11 protein-coding genes are annotated in these 18,551 nt (G+C 61.6%); 4 read left to right on the top strand and 7 right to left on the bottom strand.

Features of this window, described 5'->3' with window-relative positions:
- Nucleotides 1-104: 104 nt before the first annotated feature.
- A complete protein-coding gene (locus I6L47_RS00520) occupies nt 105-1,070 on the top strand; it encodes a hypothetical protein (RefSeq protein ID WP_216948391.1) in 966 nt (321 codons plus the stop codon).
- Between the two features lie 55 nt (nt 1,071-1,125).
- On the opposite strand, the gene I6L47_RS00515 is transcribed toward I6L47_RS00520, so the two are convergent.
- The 5 genes from I6L47_RS00515 to I6L47_RS00495 all read right to left on the bottom strand — a co-directional run bounded on the left by I6L47_RS00515 (nt 1,126) and on the right by I6L47_RS00495 (nt 11,510).
- On the bottom strand, nt 1,126-1,374 hold the full coding sequence (locus I6L47_RS00515) for a hypothetical protein (RefSeq protein WP_123172800.1): 249 nt from the start codon (nt 1,372-1,374) through the stop codon (nt 1,126-1,128).
- Nucleotides 1,375-1,496: 122 nt separating this feature from the next.
- Nucleotides 1,497-3,929: a penicillin-binding protein 1C gene (pbpC, locus tag I6L47_RS00510; RefSeq protein ID WP_216948390.1), complete on the bottom strand. Its 2,433-nt coding sequence runs from the start codon at nt 3,927-3,929 to the stop codon at nt 1,497-1,499.
- The gene (locus I6L47_RS00505; RefSeq protein WP_254204787.1) at nt 3,895-8,781 is read right to left on the bottom strand and encodes an alpha-2-macroglobulin; all 4,887 of its coding nucleotides are present in this window, start codon (nt 8,779-8,781) and stop codon (nt 3,895-3,897) included. The genes pbpC and I6L47_RS00505 overlap by 35 nt, the downstream gene beginning before the upstream one ends.
- A gap of 165 nt (nt 8,782-8,946) precedes the next feature.
- A complete protein-coding gene (locus tag I6L47_RS00500) occupies nt 8,947-9,606 on the bottom strand; it encodes a DedA family protein (RefSeq protein ID WP_005333990.1) in 660 nt (219 codons plus the stop codon).
- A gap of 215 nt (nt 9,607-9,821) precedes the next feature.
- Nucleotides 9,822-11,510: an FAD-dependent oxidoreductase gene (locus I6L47_RS00495; RefSeq protein ID WP_213388859.1), complete on the bottom strand. Its 1,689-nt coding sequence runs from the start codon at nt 11,508-11,510 to the stop codon at nt 9,822-9,824.
- A 135-nt stretch (nt 11,511-11,645) separates the two neighbouring features.
- Between I6L47_RS00495 and I6L47_RS00490 the strand changes: the two genes are divergently transcribed.
- From I6L47_RS00490 to I6L47_RS00480, 3 genes are all read left to right on the top strand, one after another.
- Nucleotides 11,646-14,582, top strand: coding sequence for an EAL domain-containing protein (locus I6L47_RS00490; RefSeq protein ID WP_216948388.1), 2,937 nt, complete (start codon nt 11,646-11,648; stop codon nt 14,580-14,582).
- Between the two features lie 65 nt (nt 14,583-14,647).
- A complete protein-coding gene (gene pflA, locus I6L47_RS00485) occupies nt 14,648-15,445 on the top strand; it encodes a pyruvate formate lyase 1-activating protein (protein ID WP_216948387.1) in 798 nt (265 codons plus the stop codon).
- A gap of 88 nt (nt 15,446-15,533) precedes the next feature.
- Nucleotides 15,534-16,175: an energy-coupling factor ABC transporter permease gene (locus I6L47_RS00480; protein WP_216948386.1), complete on the top strand. Its 642-nt coding sequence runs from the start codon at nt 15,534-15,536 to the stop codon at nt 16,173-16,175.
- An 84-nt stretch (nt 16,176-16,259) separates the two neighbouring features.
- Here I6L47_RS00480 and I6L47_RS00475 read toward each other — a convergent pair whose 3' ends face one another.
- On the bottom strand, nt 16,260-17,552 hold the full coding sequence (locus I6L47_RS00475; RefSeq protein WP_019445491.1) for an NAD(P)/FAD-dependent oxidoreductase: 1,293 nt from the start codon (nt 17,550-17,552) through the stop codon (nt 16,260-16,262).
- Nucleotides 17,553-17,626: 74 nt separating this feature from the next.
- Nucleotides 17,627-18,166, bottom strand: a complete 540-nt coding sequence (gene ycfP, locus I6L47_RS00470) for an alpha/beta hydrolase YcfP (RefSeq protein WP_005334000.1) — start codon at nt 18,164-18,166, stop codon at nt 17,627-17,629.
- Nucleotides 18,167-18,551: the final 385 nt, after the last annotated feature.

Raw genomic sequence — 18,551 nt, 5'->3', positions numbered from 1 at the left:
AGCGTTTGCTCACATTCCCCTAAGCAATGTTTGCCGCGCGGACGCAATCTTGCGTATATTCCCGACCCTGCGCCTCGCCAGATTTTTGACAACAGACTGATCCGATGAAGACCTATATCTACTACCCCGGCATGGAGGTACGCGACGAGCTCTGGCTCAAATTTGCCCTGCTCTATCTGGAGCGGCTTGCCTTTGTCTTCACCGTCAGCGAAAAGAGCGGCCTCACCGCCCTGCTCGATACCCTTCAACAGCAGACCGATCTGCTGGCCGAGCGGCCCGATGCCGCCTTCTTTGCCGCCATTACCCCGCAACTGGAGAACCAGATAAGCGGCCTGGTGGCCCCCGATTTCGTCCGCCACAAGGTGTTTGGCAACAAGGAGCTGATTGGTCGCTGGCGTCAGGAGGCCAACCACGACTGCTTCTGCCCGGATCAGGCGGGACTGGAGCGACTGCACGGCTTTTGCCTGACTCACGGCTTTGCGACCCGGGATGAGGGTGGGATCAGAATGGCGCGGCGCTTTGCCAACCTGATCTCCATGCGCCTTGCCCGTGAGTGGGCACTCGCCAATGACGGGGCGCTCATTACCGATCACGACTATCTCGACCGCCTGCTCCATCTGCTCGAATCCCGCTACCACAATCGCGGTGGTCAGGATTGCTTCCTCCTCGAGATCCCGTTGCAAGTGCCCACTCACCTGGCCGACATTCCGTTTGCAGAGCTGATTGCCCTGCGCGGGCGCAGCGGCTTTCGCCAGCAGTTGGCCGAATTTCATCTGGCCCTCGACAACCTGCTCACCATGCTGGGTAGCGGCTATGCCGACCCGGCGGCCCTGACCCGCTTTGAGCAGGCTCAGCAAGGGCTCAATCAACTGCTCGGGCCCGAGACCCTCAGCATGCCACTCACCACCCTGGTCAGCACCAGCCTGCCCGCCGTAGCCATGCTCCACCAGTTAAAAGCAAGCCATCCCGAAAGCAACCTCATCTTCCATCCCATCAAGAAGAGCCACTTTCACCAGCGCAAGAGCCAGCACTTCTTCACCCGGCTCGGCCATCTGCGCCAACCGGGCTGAATGGGCGGAATGAAAAAGGGGTTGGCATTTGCCAACCCCTCTCGTTATCTGCGGCCTACCAATCATCACCACGATGATTGGCCTGCTCTTGCGCCTGCCTGCGCGCCTCCATCGCCCTGTCACGGCGGATATTGGCAGGGGTACAGGCAAACTGTTTCTGATAACAACGCGCAAAACCCTCGGAAACGGGTTCGAAAGGTGAATAGAACCCGGTACGTTCAGGAGAAACATGGTGATCACCATGATTGGTAGTGGCACAGCCCGAACTCATCAGCACCAGCAAGGGACACAGAACACGCAGCAAAAGAGAACTCCCGATTGGATTTGAATGAATTCGTAATTATTCACAAATTAATTCACCCAATCAAATATTGATGCATTTCAAATAGTTAATTACATTCGCCTCAATGGCTGTTGGCAAAACGCTCAACGGGTGATGGTGCCGGCATCACCGTCAGGATGCACCACGCGAAACTCGATAAGATCGCTGTTGCCCGCTTCATCCACCACCACCAGCTGATAACGACCCGCCACACTCAGCACCTGATCCCCATCCCAGCGCAGCCGCTGGCCGTTGAGAAACCAGGCAGGCTTGCCGACACCGCCCAGCACTTTGGGTTGCAACCGGTAACGCTGACTGCGGATAAGATTGCCCTCCCCCAGCGCCACGATGCGAATAGGGGCCTGCAGCTCAGCACTCTGCCCTTCCCCAGCACAACCGCTGGCAAGCAGCGCCTGCCGTCGCTCTCCGGGGGACCGCCACGGCTCCAGCGACAATGGCCAGAGGGCCCGAAAACCGGATTGCGCCGCATCGTGGCAACGGGTCAGAGTCGGCTTGCCCGCGGCGGTCAATGCAACTTGACGCAGCGGCGAGGGCCAGTCCATGGGATCCGGCAAGGTGGGGGGATCACGCCCTTCCAGCAACCAGGCGCTCTGGCGCTGCAAACAGGCCTCTGGCAAGGTCGCGCTGGCCTTGCGCCCCAGCGGCCAGCAGATCTCGGCTTCGCTCACCGTGTTGGGCTGTGCCGGCAGAGGGCTGTTGTCCGAGAGCCGCGAGTAGACCGAAAGCAGCAGCGGCACCGCCGCGCTCTGCCCGTAAAAACCGGGCATGGGGGTTCCGTCGGGGCGACCAAGCCAGACGCCGATGGTCCAGCGACCGGAGACCCCCATCGCCCAGCTGTCGCGATAGCCATAGCTGGTGCCGGTCTTCCAGGCCAGTCGATTGACCCGGCCGGTCGCCTCGCTGGCAAAAGGCTGATCCGCCCGCCCCTGCGCGCTCAGGATCTGCCAGATGACCCAGGCTGCTCCCGGACTCAGCAAGGGGCGCGACACCGCCTGCTGCCCCGCCAGCCAGACCGGCATCGCCACCTGCCCCTGCCGGGTCAGCGAGCTGTAGAGCGCCACCAACTGCTCAAGCCGGATCCCCGCAGCCCCCAGCGCAATAGCCGGATTGGGCTTGTCGGAAAGGGCCAGCCTCACCCCGGCATTGTCGAGGCGGCTGACCAGCTTGTCGGGCCCGAGCGCCTCCAGCACCTGCACCGCCGGTACATTGAGGGATTGCTGCAGCGCCTGGGCAAGGGTCACCGGCCCCTGAAAGGCACCGGAAAAGTTGGCGGGGCGATAATCAGACCCCAGTCTCGGCGCATCGGAGAGCAGGGAGGCCGAGTGCACCAACCCTTCATCCATGGCCAGACCGTAGATGAAGGGCTTGAGGGTGGAGCCGGGAGAGCGGATCGCCTGCACCATGTCGAGGTAACCGTGGCGGCGCAAATTGCCATACTCGGCGCTGCCCACATAGGCGCGCACCGCCATGGTTTTATTGTCCACCAACAGCAGCGCAGCAGAGGTCTGCTCGGGGAAGCGGCGAATGTAGCTCGCCACCCGTCCCTCCAGCCAGCGCTGTAGATCCCCGTCGATGGTGGTGTGCACCAGCGCCCCGGTCTGATTGTCAGCGGCGAGGCGGGCAAAGAGCGGCGCCTCCATCGGCGTGAAGTGACCGCGGGCCAGCACCGGCTCGATACGTCCCTCCAGCCACACCTGTTCGGGCCAGACACCCTGAGCCACCAGCCGCTGCATTACCTTGTCACGGGCGGTGCGGGCTCGCTCGGGATGCCGGTCCGGCCGGTTGCGGCTGGGGGCCTGCGGTAGCACTGCCAGCAGCGCCGCCTCGGCATAGGTCAGCTTGGCCGCGCTCTTGCCGAGATAGGCAAAACTTGCCGCCTGCACCCCCTCCAGGTTGCCGCCAAACGGCGCCCGGTTGAGGTAGACGGTGAGCAGGGTGCGCTTGTCGTAGTGCCACTCTAGTTGCAGCGCACGGGCCATCTGGCGCAGCTTGCCGGGTACACTCCGGTGGTAAGGCTCGATGAGGCGGGCCACCTGCATGGTGAGGGTCGAGCCGCCCGACACGGCGCGCCCGTAACGCAGCCACTGACCGATGCCGCGCACCATGGCCACCGGATTGACCCCAGGATGACGCCAGAAGTAGCGATCCTCGTAGCCCAGCAGCGCCTCGATATAGCGGGGGGAGACCTGCTCCAGGGTCACGGGGTAGCGCCACACGCCGCTGGTATCGGCAAAGGCGCGCAGCGGCCGCCCTTTCATGTCGAGCACCACCCGCGCATAGGCGGGGTCGAGTGGCGGCGGCGGGAAAATGCGATCCAGCGCCAGCAATGACAGCAGCAGTGCGACAACTCCCAGCACCGAGAAACGCAGCCAGCGTGGCAAACGACCAAGCCAGCGCCAGCCAGCGCGGCCACTGCGACCCAGACTCAGCCAGCCATGCTGCCAGAAAGTGAGCGGGCGAACCCACTCAAGGGAGGGTTTGTTACTCAGAAATACGCACCTCGTGGATATCCTCACCCACAGCCCGCAGTTCAGGCCGGTACATATCCTCCACCTGGGTCGGTGGCACCTGATAGCGACCCTGCGTCACCGCCCGCATCAGGTAGACCAGCTGCTGGTTGCTCCCCTCGCTCAGATCCAGCGCTGCCGTGTAGCGGTCATCGCGAAACTCCTGATGCTTGAGGTAGTCGTTCCACTCGCTCTGCCACGCCGGTTTCCCCTCGATGGAGAGCTCTTCGAGCTTGATGCTGTTGCCAAGGGCGGGGTTCTCCAGCTCGAAGCCAGCGGGCACCATCTCCACCAGCAGGGCATCGGGCACCGCCGATTCGCTACTGACGTTGAGCCGCACCACTACCAGATCGCCGACCTTCACCTTGGCGGGATCAAACGGCTGACCGTCGCTATTGAACCAGCTGCGGGTCACACTCATCCCTTGGCTAATCCGTGCCGGTGCCTGTTCGGGGTAACCAACCAGAGTGCGCTGCACATAGAGCGAGCCCTTGCCCTCGTTGGTGACGGTGCTCGCCGCCAGCGCCTCGGGGGCACCCTGCTGTAGCGGAGCCGAACCGCTCAGGGATCCACTGCCAAGAGAGGAAGTTACCTTGGCCTGCCAGTCGACGGCAGGATCGAAACGGGCCAGTCGCAACAGAGCGAGCCGCTCTTGGGTGCTGAGCCACTGACGGTGAGCCAGGGTATCGGCCACCTTGGCGCTGAGATCAGGCCAGCGCTCCGCAGCCAGCTTGTGCTGGCGCAGCAAGGAGAGCTCAAGGGCTTCATCGCGCAGCGGTGAGCCGTAATCACCCAGATAGTCATCCCCGCGCTCGGTCGCCAATGCCCGGCTGAGGGCCTTGGCGGCGTTCTGCTCATCCCCCATGGCCGAGAGCGCCAGCGAGAGGTGCAAAAGCGGCAAACCGGAGCGGGCGTGATCGGCCTGCTGCTCCCAGATAAGACGCAGGGTAGCGAGCGGCGCTTTGCCCACCCGGGCCAGCACATAGGCGCTGTAAGCCTGGTAGGCAAGCCGGCTGTGCTCGGGGGCACTGCTCCAGCGCTCGCCATACTGACTGTCGGTGAGATAGCTTTGCAGCCGGTTCAGCGCCTGATTGAGCATGGCCTCTGGCACTGCGTCACCCGCCTCCTTGCGCGCCAACAGGTAGTCGGCGGCATAGGCGGTGAGCCACTGCTCCTCGTCGGAGCGACCATCCCAGAGGCCAAAGCCGCCGCTGGGCAGTTGCAACCGCTGCAGTCGTTGCAGCAGGGCGCGCTGCACATCCGCCTCACTCGCAGCTTTCTTGCCCTCTGCGGGTTTGCGCCAGGCGGCCCGCTCATCCGCCGTGGTCAGCAAGTAAGGCCAGGCACGGGACAGGGTCTGCTCCAGACAGGCATAGGGGTAATCGGCCAGCGCCTGCCACTGGGCTGCCGGATCCCAGGGCGGGGTGCCGGAGAGGCTGAGCAGCCCCTGCAGGTTGGCGCGATCCAGCCCGGCCAGCTCAGCTGGCGCAAAGCTCATCTGCTGGCCGGGAGCCAGCATCTGGTAACGCTGGCGAGTCTCGGCAGGCCAAGGGGAGCGCAGCGGCAAAGTCCAGTCGCGGCTGATGACAAAATCCTTGCCGCTGGCCGCCAACTGCAGGCTCGCCACACCGCTCGCCCCGGTCACGGTGAGCGGCAGGGTCAGCCACTGCTCCTCACCATTTTTAAGGTAAAGGGTGCCGGGCAGCTCACCATTTGCTTTCAGCCCGCCATTGAGGGTCCAGGCAAGGGATAGGGTCTGATCCTCGCCGCTCATGTTGCGCAGCTGTACCAGCGCCCGGGTCTCATCCCCTCTGGCGCCAAAGCGCGGCCAGCCGATCTCGGCCACCAAGGGCGCCACCACCTTGACGGCGCGCTCGGCCTCACCGACCTGTTGTTCGTTCCAGGCCAGCGCCATCAGCGCCAACTCGCCGTTGAAGTTGGGCAGTTCGAGCGGGATCACCGCCTTACCGCTCTCATCAAAACTCACCTCGCCACTCCAGAGCGCGGCTATCTCGACCCGGCTCTCCAGCGCGCCGCCCTTTTTCAGCGGCGCCCGATCGCCCCCGTAGTTGAGGCGGGCCAGCTTGCCATCCTGCGGCGGGATCACCTGGCCGTAGTTGTCGAACAAATCTTGGGCGAAGCGCTTGCGACCAAAGAAGAGCTCGAACGGGTCGAGAGGCTGGTAGTCGCTGATATTGAGCACACCCCGATCCACGGCCGCCAGCACCACCCGCCCCCGACTGTTGGGGGTGGAGGTGGCGGTCACTTCCAGCCGGGTAAGCGGCACCGCTTTATCAGGCGCGCTCAGGGTGAGCGGCAGACGGCGCGCTTCCCGATCCAGGGTGAGCGGCACCAGACCGACCGAGCGCAGGCTCTGCCCCTGCTGGCTGCTGACCGGTTTGGAGGCGCTGTCTGGTGCGGCGATCTGGGCCGAAATGTGCAGATCATGACGCTGCCACTCGGGGCTGACCGGGATCTCGAACTCGCCGCGGGCATCCTTGGCATCGCCACCGGCCCCCTTGAGCTCGATACGCTGCCACCAGCGCAGGCCGTCGCCATCTTCCACCATAAGCAACCCCTTGCCGGGGCGCGGGGCCACCAGCGTCACTTTGGCCTTCTCCCCGGCCTGATAGGCGCGCTTGTCGAGGGTGATGGCAATCTTGTCAGGCCGCGCCTGCTCGCCACCGCCGCCCCAGGCGTAACTGCCGATCTCCACCCGCAGGCTCGATTGATGGCCCTGACTGTTCTCCACCTCCAATCGATACCAGCCCGCGGCGAGTTGCAAGCTTAGGGGAGTCGGCCCCTTGCCATCCAGCTGCAGGGTCTGCTCCTGCTCCAGATAGGGCTGGCTGTTGAACTCGTACTTCCACCCCTCGCCATCGGCGTAGTGCCAGTAGTAGTCGCGGTACTCGTTGATAAGGCGCACCTTCACCGCCCCCGCCACCGGTTGACCTTGCTCATCGAGGTTGAGGATCTGGAAGGGGAGCGGCTTGCCCCCTTCCACCCGATCCGCCACGAAATCGGCCTTGAGCGCCGGCCACTGACTGCCTGCGGGCCAGCCATACTGGGTGCGGCTGCGATTGACGGCGCGGCCACCGGGTTCGGAGAGCGATACCCGATAGGCCACCTCCAGCGGCCCGAGGGCACGCACCCCGTCGAGCTCATCAGCAAGCGAAAAAGTCCCCTGCCCCTGCGCATCGAGGGTGAGACTGAGGGGCTCGAGATCCTTGGCCTGCTCGGCGAGCAGTACGTCACCCAGCGTGAACTCCTGCCACTGGGTAAAGGGCATGGTGGCGCGGCTGATCTTCACCTCTGCCTTGGCCTTAGTGGCGCTCGCCGGTGCACCGTAGAGATAGTCCCCTTGCAGCGGCAGGGTGAGGGAGGCGTCCAGATCCGTCACTTCACCATCCTGCCCCTTGCCAAGCTGCAGTTTGAGCCGCTCCGGCAAAAACTCCTCCACCAAAAAGGGCCACTCGAAACGACTACCAGCGGCGGTCTTGAGGTTAATGGTCCAGCGCCCGAGCGGCGCATCGTCCGGCAGGCGCAGACCGTAGTGGGCCGCGCCAAGATTGTCCGGTAGCAGCCGCTTTTGTTCGAGCAGCTGACCATCCGGCTGTTTCACCTCCAGCTCCACTGCCATACCGGGCAGCAGCTGGCCATCCTGCCCCTTGAGCAGGATCTCGCTGTCGAGCCGCTCGCCGGGGCGATAAAGGTCGCGCCCGCTAAAGAGATACAACTGCTGGGCCTGCCAGGGCTGGGTGCCGAGATCGAAGGTGGAGAGATCGAGTGCAGCCCCATCGAGGCGCAGCACCGCCAGATGGTTGCCCTGTTCGGCCAGCAGCAAGCGAGCCCCCTGCACCTGATCAAAGCGGCGATGGCCCTGTGGATCCGTGGTTTGCACCTGCAGCCGGTTGCCTTTCTCGTCGAGCAGGGAGAGCTGCACATCCTTGAGCGGGTCGGCGCTGGCCAGGGAACTCACGAACACCTCCAGCTGATCGCGGTAACGGCGGGCACTGAGCCCCATGTCGCTCACCGCAAAATAGGTGGTCTCCTTGCGCCAGTCGTAGTTGCCAAGGGGCGACATCACCGCAAAGTAGACGCCAGCCTCCGCCAGCTGCGGCTCCTTCACATTGATAAGGCGGGTCTCGCGCCGGTTGGCATCGAGCTCCAGCGCATAGCGGCCGCTGAATACCCGCTTGGCCCGCTTGGTGATCTGCTCAAGCTCCCAGTTGCCCATGCCGGAACCGGGGCGATATTCCGCCAGGAAACGGGGCAGGTATTCGGCATCGACCCGAAAGAAGTCGATATTGACCTCATCCACGTTGACCGCGCTGATGGGCAGGCGCAGCTCGTCGCGCAGCGGCAATACCATGCCGCTGGCGGTAAAGGAGGCCCCCGCCTCCAGCGGCCGGGTCTTGAGGGTCCAGCTCTGGGGGGATGGGCCCAGCCCCGCCTTGAGGCTCACTTCATAGCTTTTATCGGGCTGAACGTTCGGGAAATAGAGGGTGCGACCATCGTCGGCGAGGATCCACTCCCCCTGCACCTGCTTGCCCCCCTCACTGACCCCGAGCCAGCTCTGCCAGTTTGCCTTGGGCGCCAGGGGGCCGGAGAAGACCAGCGCCAGCGCCGGGGCATCGCGATATTGGCGGGCATTGGCCTGCACTACAGAAGTTGGCGCCCCGGCCTCCTGCTGCGCAGTGGATTCTGTGGTCGGTACTTGGCTGGTGGGTTTGTCAGGGCCACAGCCAGACAGCAGCAAACCGACCACCCCGCAAAGCAGCAGGGTTGACCAGCGGCGGCGCAGAGCGCCGGTTTCAGCGGTAGAGCGGTGAGAAGCAGAGGGAGAGTCGAAGAGGCGCATAGGTTCCATCCCGAGTTGGAGCGCTGCAAACGCAGCGTGGCTGGAAACAGGATAAGGCATCCTGCTCACCCGACACAAAGCTCATTACCCGAATGGGCACAATTCCGCCCCCCTGCAGCACGAGAACCCCCTTGCCCACTGATCCAGTGCGGCAAGGGTTGTCATCTAGTCGTGGCTGGTCTCGTTTTTTGCTCCGCCTTTGAACCAGCGAAACAGGATGGCCATGACGGCCGCCAGAAACAGCACCAGCGAGGTAATCAGCAGGGCCCGGGTCAACAGTTCGCTGTGGTGGAGAAAGAAGGGGGTATTCATCGCCAGCTTGCCCACCAAACTGAGGCAGAGCGCCCACATAAAGGCACTGGCAAAGCTGGCCACGCACATCCGCAGCACGCTCAGGCGGCCAATCCCCATCAACATGGGGGTCAGCACCCGCACGAACGGGATAAAACGGGAGGAGAACATCGCAAGAAAACCGTACTTTTTCAGCAGCCGGGTCGCCTTTGGCAGGCTGTCGGGAGGCAACATCCGCTCGATATGATCCATAAAGCGAGTGCGCTGCAGGGCCCGTCCCTGCCAATAGGCGAGCACGGAACCTATGCCAGCAGCCAACGGCAGATAAATAAGTGTTACTTCAGGGCCAAACACCCCCATGCCCACCAGCCCGCCGGCCAGCAACACCAGGCTGTCCCCCGGCAGGGGCAGGAAGACGAATGCGGACTCCAGCAGCAGTACCAGCATCAGGCAACTGATCAGCAGGGGTACCGCCTGCATCTGAACCAGGGCGTCAAAATCCTGATGCCAAATGGCCATCAGCATATCCAGCATGTCACTCTCCCTACTACACGGTTCATCATGAATGAGGCAGGGGTTATAGCACCCATCCCCTGAACAAAACGTTAATTTTGTCCGGCACAGGAAATAAAGTGTGTCGAAATATTGCAGCAACGGTGGGAATGCAAGAAGGGCGAAAAGCAGAAACAAAAAGCCCCTCATCTTGCACGCACAAGGGAGAGGGGCAAACAGGCACAGAAATAAAACGGTTACTCGGCGGTGGCCATCTGCCAGGTTTTGAAGCCGCCGGAGAGATTCTTCACTTTAAAGCCGTGCTGGCTCAGCAAGCGGCAGGCGACATGGCCGCGCAGCCCGACCTGACAGCTGATCAGCAGCTCTTTGTCTTTGGGCAACTCATGGAGGCGACCACGCAACTCGTCGAGGGGGATATGCAGCGCCCCCGGAATGCGGCCCAGCTTGTCGAGCTCGGGGCCGTTGCGCACATCCACCACCAGCTGATGGGGGTTACGAGCCTGCACCTCGGCCACGTGGCAGAGCAGGGTGTCCCCTTTCAGATGGTTGCTTGCCACAAAGCCCGCCATGTTGATCACATCCTTGGCCGAGCCGAACGGCGGCGCATAGGTAAGCTCCAGATCCTGCAGGTCAAACACGGTGAGACCGGCACGCTGGGCCACCGCCAGCACATCGATGCGCTTGTCGATGCCATCCTTGCCGATGGCCTGGGCGCCATAAATCTTGCCATCCGGGGCAAACAGCAGCTTGAGGCTGACCGGATGGGCACCCGGGTAGTAACCGGCGTGGCTGCCCGGGTGGACATAGACCTTCTCGAACGGCAATCCCAGTTGCACCAGTCGCTTCTCGTTGAGGCCAGTGCTGGCCACCGCCAGATCGAACAGCTTGCAGATGGCGGTCCCTTGGGTCTTCTTGTAGGTTTCGCTTCGGCCCAGCATATTGTCGGCGGCGATGCGCCCCTGCCGGTTGGCCGGGCCCGCCAGCGGGATCAGCACAGATTCGCCGGTGACGAAGTCTATCTCTTCCACCGCATCCCCCACCGCGTAGATGAAGGGATCCGAGGTACGCATCCCGGCATCGACCTTGATGCCGCCCCGTGGGCCCAGCTCCAGCCCCGCCTTGGCGGCGAGCAGTGTTTCCGGCTTGACGCCGATGGCGAGGATCAAGAGACCGGTATCAAGATGGGAACCGTCATTGAGGGTCAGGCGCAGGCCACCGCTTTTGGCGGTCGGTACGGCGGAGGTCTTCTCGGCAGGCAGATCCAGACTCTCGATGGCGGTGAGGCCGGTGCGCAGGCGCAGGTCGATCCCCTCTTCCCGGATGCGGGCATGGAGCATGTTGGCCATCTCCTTGTCCACCGGCGCCATCACCTGATCGGCCAGCTCCAGCAGGGTGACATCCAGCTTGCGCTGATGCAGCGCCTCCATCATCTCCAGCCCGATAAAGCCGCCGCCCACCACAGTGACGTGGCGCGGCTGATCGTGGTGCAGGGCCGCCAGAATGCGATCCATGTCCGGGATGTTGCGCAGGGTATAGACATGGGGGCTGTCGATACCGGGGAAGGGAGGACGGATCGGCGCAGCCCCCGGGCTCAGCAGCAGCACATCGTAATGCTCGCGCTGCTCTTCACCGGTTTGCAGGTTGCGCACCAGCAAGGTCTTGCCCGCCTTGTCTATCTCAATCACATCGTGGAAGACCCGCACATCGACGTTGAAACGGCGCTTGAAGCTCTGGGGTGTCTGCAGCAGCAAGGCATCCCGGTCGGGGATATCGCCCCCGATGTGATAGGGCAGACCGCAGTTGGCGAAGCTGACAAACTCGCCCCGCTCGAACATCACGATCTCAGCCTCTTCACTCAAACGACGAGCACGAGCCGCCGCCGATGCGCCCCCCGCGACACCACCGATAATCAGGATCCGTTTCATCTGCAAGACTCCTCATACATGATAATGGGCAATAAATTAGACTTTTCTAATTTAGAATTCAATGAAATTTTGTTTCACACCATTTTGCAGTATTCTTGCAACCCCGACGGTTGCTTAACAGGATGTTGTTTGTTCATGTCGTCTACCGCACTCAGTCATCTTCCTCCTGCCCTCCAGACGCCACTCTTTTTCCGTCTGGATCTGCGCAGTCAACGGCTGGTCGCCCTGACCGACGTGATGCAAACCCCGCTCTACTGGCTCGATGAGCCGCGCGCCCCCTGGCCTGCCCAGCTGCCCGATGCCCTGCGCCTGCCCATCGAACAACTGCTGGCCAACGGCCATGGCGGCAAGATCACAGTGCGCTTTGCCAGCCAGTTGTGGCATATCGCCCTCGCCCACGAGCAGGATGGCTTCTGGCTCATCTGTCTGCAGAACCTTCGTCAGGAGCCCATCGCCGATCTGGCATTGCAACTGCCGCGCCTCAGCCAGATGGCGAGCCAGCAACAGTATGCGCCCCTGCTCGAGGCCCTTAAAGAGAGTTTGGGGGCCGATCGGCTCATCCTCTGGCACTATCAGGCCAACGGCGATCTCGGCAGCGAGCAACTCACCCCTGTGTTCACCCTGGGGGTCGAGGCGCTCTACCCCATTCGTGGTGACAGCCGCTATATCCGCGCCCTGCGTACCCGCAAAGCGTTGAGTTTCTCGGAGGCCGCCCACCAGCCGATGCTGAGCAATCACCTCTATCTGACCAGTGCCGGTGTGCGTTCACGCCTTGATGGTGCCCTGCTGGAGCAGGACAAGCTGTTCGGGGTGCTGAGTCTGGAGTATCTCGATCCCACCCCCCTTAGCGAGGAGATGTTGCAGCTGGTGCGCAGCAGCGCCCAGCTGCTCGGCCACTGGCAACCGCAACCGGAAGAGCACCGCGCCGAGCTGACCCTCCCGCCCGAACTCCACCAACAGACCGGCATCGACTACTGCAAGACGCTGGTAAGCTGGGCCATGAGCGCCAGCGGTGCCCGGGTGGGCTGGATCGGCGAGTTCCAGCCCCGCGGTCAGGATCTCTGGATCATCCCCCGCTGCGTCATCAACGAGGAGATCTGCTCCACCCTCAAGCCCATCCAGCTCGACCCCGGCCCCGCTCAGGAGCTGTTCCAGCACGGTCAGGCCATCTATGTGGAAGATCTGCCCGTACGCTATCCCAAGGCGACCCGGCTGCTTGCCCTCAATGCCAGCGCCTACATCGGCATTCCGCTCCATGGCCAGAGCTGCGCCCCCATTGGCCAGATCACCCTGCTGCTCGATACCCCCCTTGAGGAGCCCGAGCAGCTGCTGGATCTGTTGAGCAGCCAGCACGAGCGGGCAGCCATCGAGCTCAAGCGCCTCGCCACCGACGATGCCCTGCGGCTGGCGGAAGTGGCCTTCAATACCCACGATGGGCTGATCGTGATGGATCACAACGGCATCATCCTCAAGGTCAACCACTCCTTCAGCCGGATCACCGGATTTGGCGAGGTAGAGGTGATCGGTCACTCCATTCGCAAGCTGCGCCCCACCTACTACGGGGATCATCTCAAGGAGGATGTCAGCCGCACCGTCAACGAGCAGGAGTTCTGGCTCGGGGAAGAGCGCTGCCTGCACAAGGATGGTCACCTCTTTCCGGTACGCTTGATGGTGAACGGCGTCAAGGATGAGCAAGGGGAGCTCAGCCACTTTATCTGCAGCTTCTACGACATCACCCAGGAAAAAGAGGCGGCCAGACATATCGAGCAGCTCGCCTACTACGACGATCTCTGCGGTCTGCACAACCGGCGCTGCCTCAACCATATTTTGCAGCAGACCCTGAGCGCCTCCAACGGCCAGTGGGGCGCCCTGCTGCTGGTGGATCTCGACAACTTCAAGTCGATAAACGACTCCCTTGGTCACGCCTGCGGCGATCTGCTGCTGCAGGCCGTGGTGCAGCGTTTCAGGGAGCTGCCCCAGGACAATCTGGTGCAGGCGCGCATCTCGGGGGATGAGTTTGCCCTGCTCTTTACCCAGCTGGGACAAGGGGAAGTCACCGCCAAAATTCTGGCAGAGCACTTCGCCCGCGAGCTGATGGGGCTGTTTCGCACCCCGTTCGACATCGGCGATCACAAACTGCACTGCAGCGCCTCGGTGGGGATCAGCCTCTTCTCCGGCAACGAGACGGATCATTTGGTCCTGATGCAACAGGCCGACACCGCGACCCACATGGCCAAGCGCGCCGGTCAGGGCCACTACGTCTTCTTTACCGAGGCGATGGCCCAGCATGAGAAGAACCGGCTGACCCTCACCAATGAGCTGCGCGATGCCCTGCGTCACCACGAATTGCAACTCCACTATCAACCGCAATACCGGGTCGACAATGGCTCACTATCGGGTATCGAGGCGCTGCTGCGCTGGCAGCGCAGTGACGGCACCATGGTGCCGCCCGGGGAGTTTATCCCCATCGCCGAAGAGACCAGCCTGATCCTCGAGATCGGCTACTGGGTGATGAAGACCGCCTGCGCCCAATACAGCTTCTGGCTCAACCGTGGCCTGCAGATCCCCCATCTGTCGGTCAACGTCAGCGCTCGCCAGTTCCACACCCAGGGCTTCGTACAACAGGTGGAGTACATCTTGCGCGACACCGGTGTGCCCCCCTCCCGCCTGCTGCTGGAGGTGACCGAATCGGTAGTCTTGGAGAATCGGCAGGAGAGTATTGCCAGAATGCGCCAGCTCAAGGAGCTCGGCATCCTCATCTCCATCGATGACTTCGGCACCGGCTACTCGTCGCTGGCCTATCTGCGGGATCTGCCCGCCGACGAGGTGAAGCTGGACAGAAGCTTCATTCAGACCCTGGTACACAGCGAACAGGACAGAGCTATCGTCAAGGCAATACTCGATCTGGCCCAGGTCTTCCGTTTTACCGTCACCGCCGAAGGGGTGGAAGAGGAAGCGCAGCTGGCCATCCTCAAAGCGCTGGGATGCCAGCATTATCAAGGGTTTCTCACCAGTCGGCCGCTCACCGTCAAGGGGCTGGAGCAGCTGCTTGGCAGCCGGGCGCCGGACTAAAGGTGTAGGATCAATAGGGGTTTATGTAATAAAATAACGGCCTGCTCGAATCGTTGGAGTTGTTTATGTCTGTCATTAATCGGATCCCTGCCGTTGAAATCAGCCAGCCAGCCGGAGCTCACGGCACCGTTGGCCGGATCCATTCCGTCGAAACCTGCGGCACTGTCGATGGCCCGGGAATACGCTTTATCGTATTCATGCAAGGCTGCCTGATGCGCTGCAAGTACTGCCACAACCGCGATACCTGGGATACCGAAGGTGGCCGCGAAGTGACCGTACCGGAGTTGATGAGTGACATCACCAGCTATCGCCACTTCATGAATGCCTCCGGCGGTGGCGTGACAGCGTCCGGCGGTGAAGCCATGCTGCAACCGGCTTTTATTACCGAACTCTTTACCGCCTGCAAAGATAAAGGGATCCACACCTGTCTCGACACCAACGGCTTCGTCCGTCATCTCGACGAACAGGTGGACAAGCTGCTCGACCAGACCGATCTGGTGCTGCTCGACATCAAACAGATCAATGACGAGAAACACATTCCGCTGACCCACGTCAGCAACAGATACACCCTGGAGTTTGCCCGCTATCTGGCAGCCAAAGGCAAGACCATGTGGATCCGCTACGTGGTGGTACCGACCTGGAGCGACGACGACGAGAGCGCCGAAGGGCTGGGCCAGTTTATCGCCGAGCTGGGCGATAGCGTGGAGAAGGTGGAGCTGCTCCCCTACCATGAGCTCGGCAAACACAAGTGGGACGTACTGGGCGACCCATACGAACTGAGCGGGATCAAGCCCCCCAGCAAGGAGACCATGGAACGGGTCAAGGGCATCCTCGGCAAGTACCACAACAACGTCAAATATTGATGGTAAAAGCAGGCTGACTCGTCAGCCTGCTCTGCTATGTGGCGGTCGGGAAGGCCGCCCGGACTCTACTGCATGAATGGACGACAAGATGAGTGAAGGACAACTCGCCGCCCTCCTGATCTGGCTGGTACTGCTGGCCTTCAGCCTGCGCCGCTCTCTGTGGCAAACCCTCCATGACACCCCCCTCTATCAGCACCTGTTGCTGGGTAGTGCCATCGCGCTGGTGCCGCTCTGGTATCTAAGGGCCGGTCTGCATGAGGGGCTGGAGGTCCATTTTCTCGGGCTCACCTCCCTCACCCTGCTGCTGGGCTGGCGGCTGGCGCTGCTCGCCCCCTGTCTGACCCTGCTGGTGCTCGGTTACTTCGGCGTCACCAATCTGGCCGATTTTGGCTGGCAGGCACTGGTTGGCATCGCCCTGCCGGTAGCCACCAGCTGGCTGCTGTTTCTGGCCAGCTGGGCCTGGCTGCCGCGCCATCTCTTTGTCTATATCTTCGTGGCCGCCTTTCTCGGCGGCGCCATCACCATCTCGGTCAAGGTGGCCGCCAGTGCGTTGCTGATGGGGCTAAGTGACAGCTACCCCTGGCACACCATCACGGCGGATTACCTCTCCATCTGGCCGCTGTTGCTGTTCCCCGAAGCCCTGCTCAACGGCATGGCGATGACGGTGCTGGCCATCTACCGCCCCCACTGGGTCAATACCTTCTTCGACCGTACCTATCTGGGCAAGTAACGCTCTCTTTCCTGATCTGCGCCCATAAAAAAGGAGAGGCCATCGCCTCTCCTTTTGCTATTCCGAATTCTGTCAAACCTTGGCTTAGTGCAGCTTCAGGGTCGGGCGCAGTACCCGGTTGATGCGACCCACCAGCATGATGAGGCCGGTCTTGACATAGCCGTGCAGGGCGATCTGGTGCATCCGGTAGAGGGAGATGTAAACCAGACGGGCAATGTAGCCCTCCACCATCATGGAGCCGCGCATCAGGTTGCCCATCAGGCTGCCCACGGTGGAGAAGCGGCTGAGGGAGACCAGCGAACCGTGGTCGTGGTAGAGGTAGGGCTTCATCTCGCCGCCGTTCATCTTGGCCAGAATGTTCTTGAACGCCTGGCTGGCCATCTGGTGGGCAGACTGGGCGCGCGGCGGCACGAACTTGCCATCCGGCTGCGGGCAGGCTGCGCAGTCACCGATAACGAAGATGTTCTCATCACGGGTAGTCTGCAGGGTCTCTTTCACCACCAGCTGGTTGATGCGGTTGGTCTCAAGACCCGCGATATCCTTCATGAAGTCCGGCGCCTTGATACCGGCCGCCCACACCATCAGGTCAGCTTCAATCAGCTCGCCATCCTTGGTGTGCAGACCATCGCTGGTCGCTTCGGTGATCATGGTGGCGGTACGCACGTCCACACCCAGCTTGACCAGCTCCTGATGGGCGGCGCCGCTGATGCGCTCCGGCAGAGCCGGTAGAATGCGCGGGCCCGCCTCCACCAGGGTCACCTTCAGGCTGTCGGTGGTGAGGTTCTTGAAGCCGTAGGCGTAGAGCTGCTCGACCGCGTTGTAGAGCTCGGCAGAGAGCTCAACGCCGGTTGCGCCGCCGCCGACGATGGCAATCTTCACCTTGTCGCCCGGCTTATATTCGGTGGCGAACTGCAAGAAGCGGTTCATCATGCTGTTGTGGAAACGGTGCGCCTGGGATGGGCTATCGAGGAAAATACAGTGATCCTTGATGCCCTTGGTGTTGAAGTCGTTGGAGACAGAACCGATGGCCATCACCAGATAGTCGTAGGGCAGTTCGCGCTCGTTGACCACGATGTCGCCATTGTCGTCGTGGATCGGGGCCAGCACGATGCGTTTATCATCACGCTTGATGTCGGTCAGAGTGCCGAGCTGGAAGTCGAAACCGTGGTTCTTGGCGTGAGACTGGTAGCTCAGGGCATCGATGCCCGCATCCATGGAGCCGGTGGCTACTTCGTGCAGCAGGGGTTTCCACAGGTGGGTGCGGTTGCGATCGACCAGAGTGATCTTGGCCTTGTTCTTCTTGCCAAGCTTGCGACCCAGACTGGTGGCCAGCTCCAGGCCACCGGCGCCGCCGCCTACAACGACAATATTCATCATGATGATTTTCCTCGGTTCCTCAAAACGAAAGGGAGCCATTGGCTCCCTAAAACGAAATCGGTCGACGTGATGGATCAGGCTTCTTTGAAGGCCTTCATCCGCTGCAGATGATGCGAGATATTTTTGAACTTATGAGTCTCGCGCTCATCCCACACGATGTCGTAATAGTTCTTCAATTCACGTTCAGTGTCCCGATTATCGCGCACTTCATCCTGAACGGAAAGGATACACAGGCAGTTTCCTGAATTTTTCTTACGAAATTCAGTTACACACTTGGTACCGATATCGTCATATTCTTCCGGCCGGTCGATCTTGCCCTGCATGTTCTCTTCCGGATGGAGGTTGGGGTTGAAGATCACCTGGCGAATGCCGCACAGAAAGCCGATCCGCTCGCTCCAGTAGCCACCAAGACCCACGCCGCAGATCAGCGGTTTGGGATCGGTACTCATATCGAGCTGTTTTTTCACTTCCTTGAGCAGGTGGCTCATATCATGACGGGGGTGAACCGTGCTGTAGTGCACGAAACGCACATCATCATCAATAAACTGCAACTGCAGCACTTTCTCGTGATTGCCTGGGCTGGTGGCATCAAAGCCATGCAGATAGATGATCATGGATAAGACCTCAGGATCTGTGTCGGTTTTATCGAAACTACCCCAGCGGCGGCCTCGTGCGCCACCAAAACATCCAACTTTCTTGCTTTGGATCACGCCCCCGCCCCCGATTGCGCCCTGCGGCACGCGAGCGCCGTCACATGCAGAGGGACGCATTGCGAGCAACGTTATGGTGCCCGGCTATCAAAGTGAGATCGCCAGACCAATAATGATAAACCCCTTACCAATCTGAGATGCCCTCACCTCCTTCCCCTGCCAGCAACCGGACACTTATCTGGCCGGTATGTGACTCATCCCGCAAAACAAGGCGTTATCGCCAAACGTTTTCTCTCGTGAGCGGCGTTGTGCATGTTTTGTGCACTAACCCGTGCTGCACCGGCTCCCT

This window comes from Aeromonas sp. FDAARGOS 1417 (assembly GCF_019046985.1).
Lineage (GTDB): Bacteria > Pseudomonadota > Gammaproteobacteria > Enterobacterales > Aeromonadaceae > Aeromonas > Aeromonas veronii.
Note: the sequence above shows the minus strand (reverse complement) of the source record. Positions and strands in the feature narration are given on the sequence as shown.

Excerpts from the sequence above, each read along its gene's own strand:
- I6L47_RS00520 (WP_216948391.1), top strand. The coding sequence starts at position 105 with ATGAAGACCTATATCTACTACCCCGGCATGGAGGTACGCGACGAGCTC.
- I6L47_RS00505 (WP_254204787.1), bottom strand. The coding sequence starts at position 8,781 with ATGCGCCTCTTCGACTCTCCCTCTGCTTCTCACCGCTCTACCGCTGAA.
- I6L47_RS00500 (WP_005333990.1), bottom strand. The coding sequence starts at position 9,606 with ATGCTGGATATGCTGATGGCCATTTGGCATCAGGATTTTGACGCCCTG.
- I6L47_RS00495 (WP_213388859.1), bottom strand. The coding sequence starts at position 11,510 with ATGAAACGGATCCTGATTATCGGTGGTGTCGCGGGGGGCGCATCGGCG.
- I6L47_RS00490 (WP_216948388.1), top strand. The coding sequence starts at position 11,646 with ATGTCGTCTACCGCACTCAGTCATCTTCCTCCTGCCCTCCAGACGCCA.
- pflA (WP_216948387.1), top strand. The coding sequence starts at position 14,648 with ATGTCTGTCATTAATCGGATCCCTGCCGTTGAAATCAGCCAGCCAGCC.
- I6L47_RS00480 (WP_216948386.1), top strand. The coding sequence starts at position 15,534 with ATGAGTGAAGGACAACTCGCCGCCCTCCTGATCTGGCTGGTACTGCTG.
- I6L47_RS00475 (WP_019445491.1), bottom strand. The coding sequence starts at position 17,552 with ATGATGAATATTGTCGTTGTAGGCGGCGGCGCCGGTGGCCTGGAGCTG.
- ycfP (WP_005334000.1), bottom strand. The coding sequence starts at position 18,166 with ATGATCATCTATCTGCATGGCTTTGATGCCACCAGCCCAGGCAATCAC.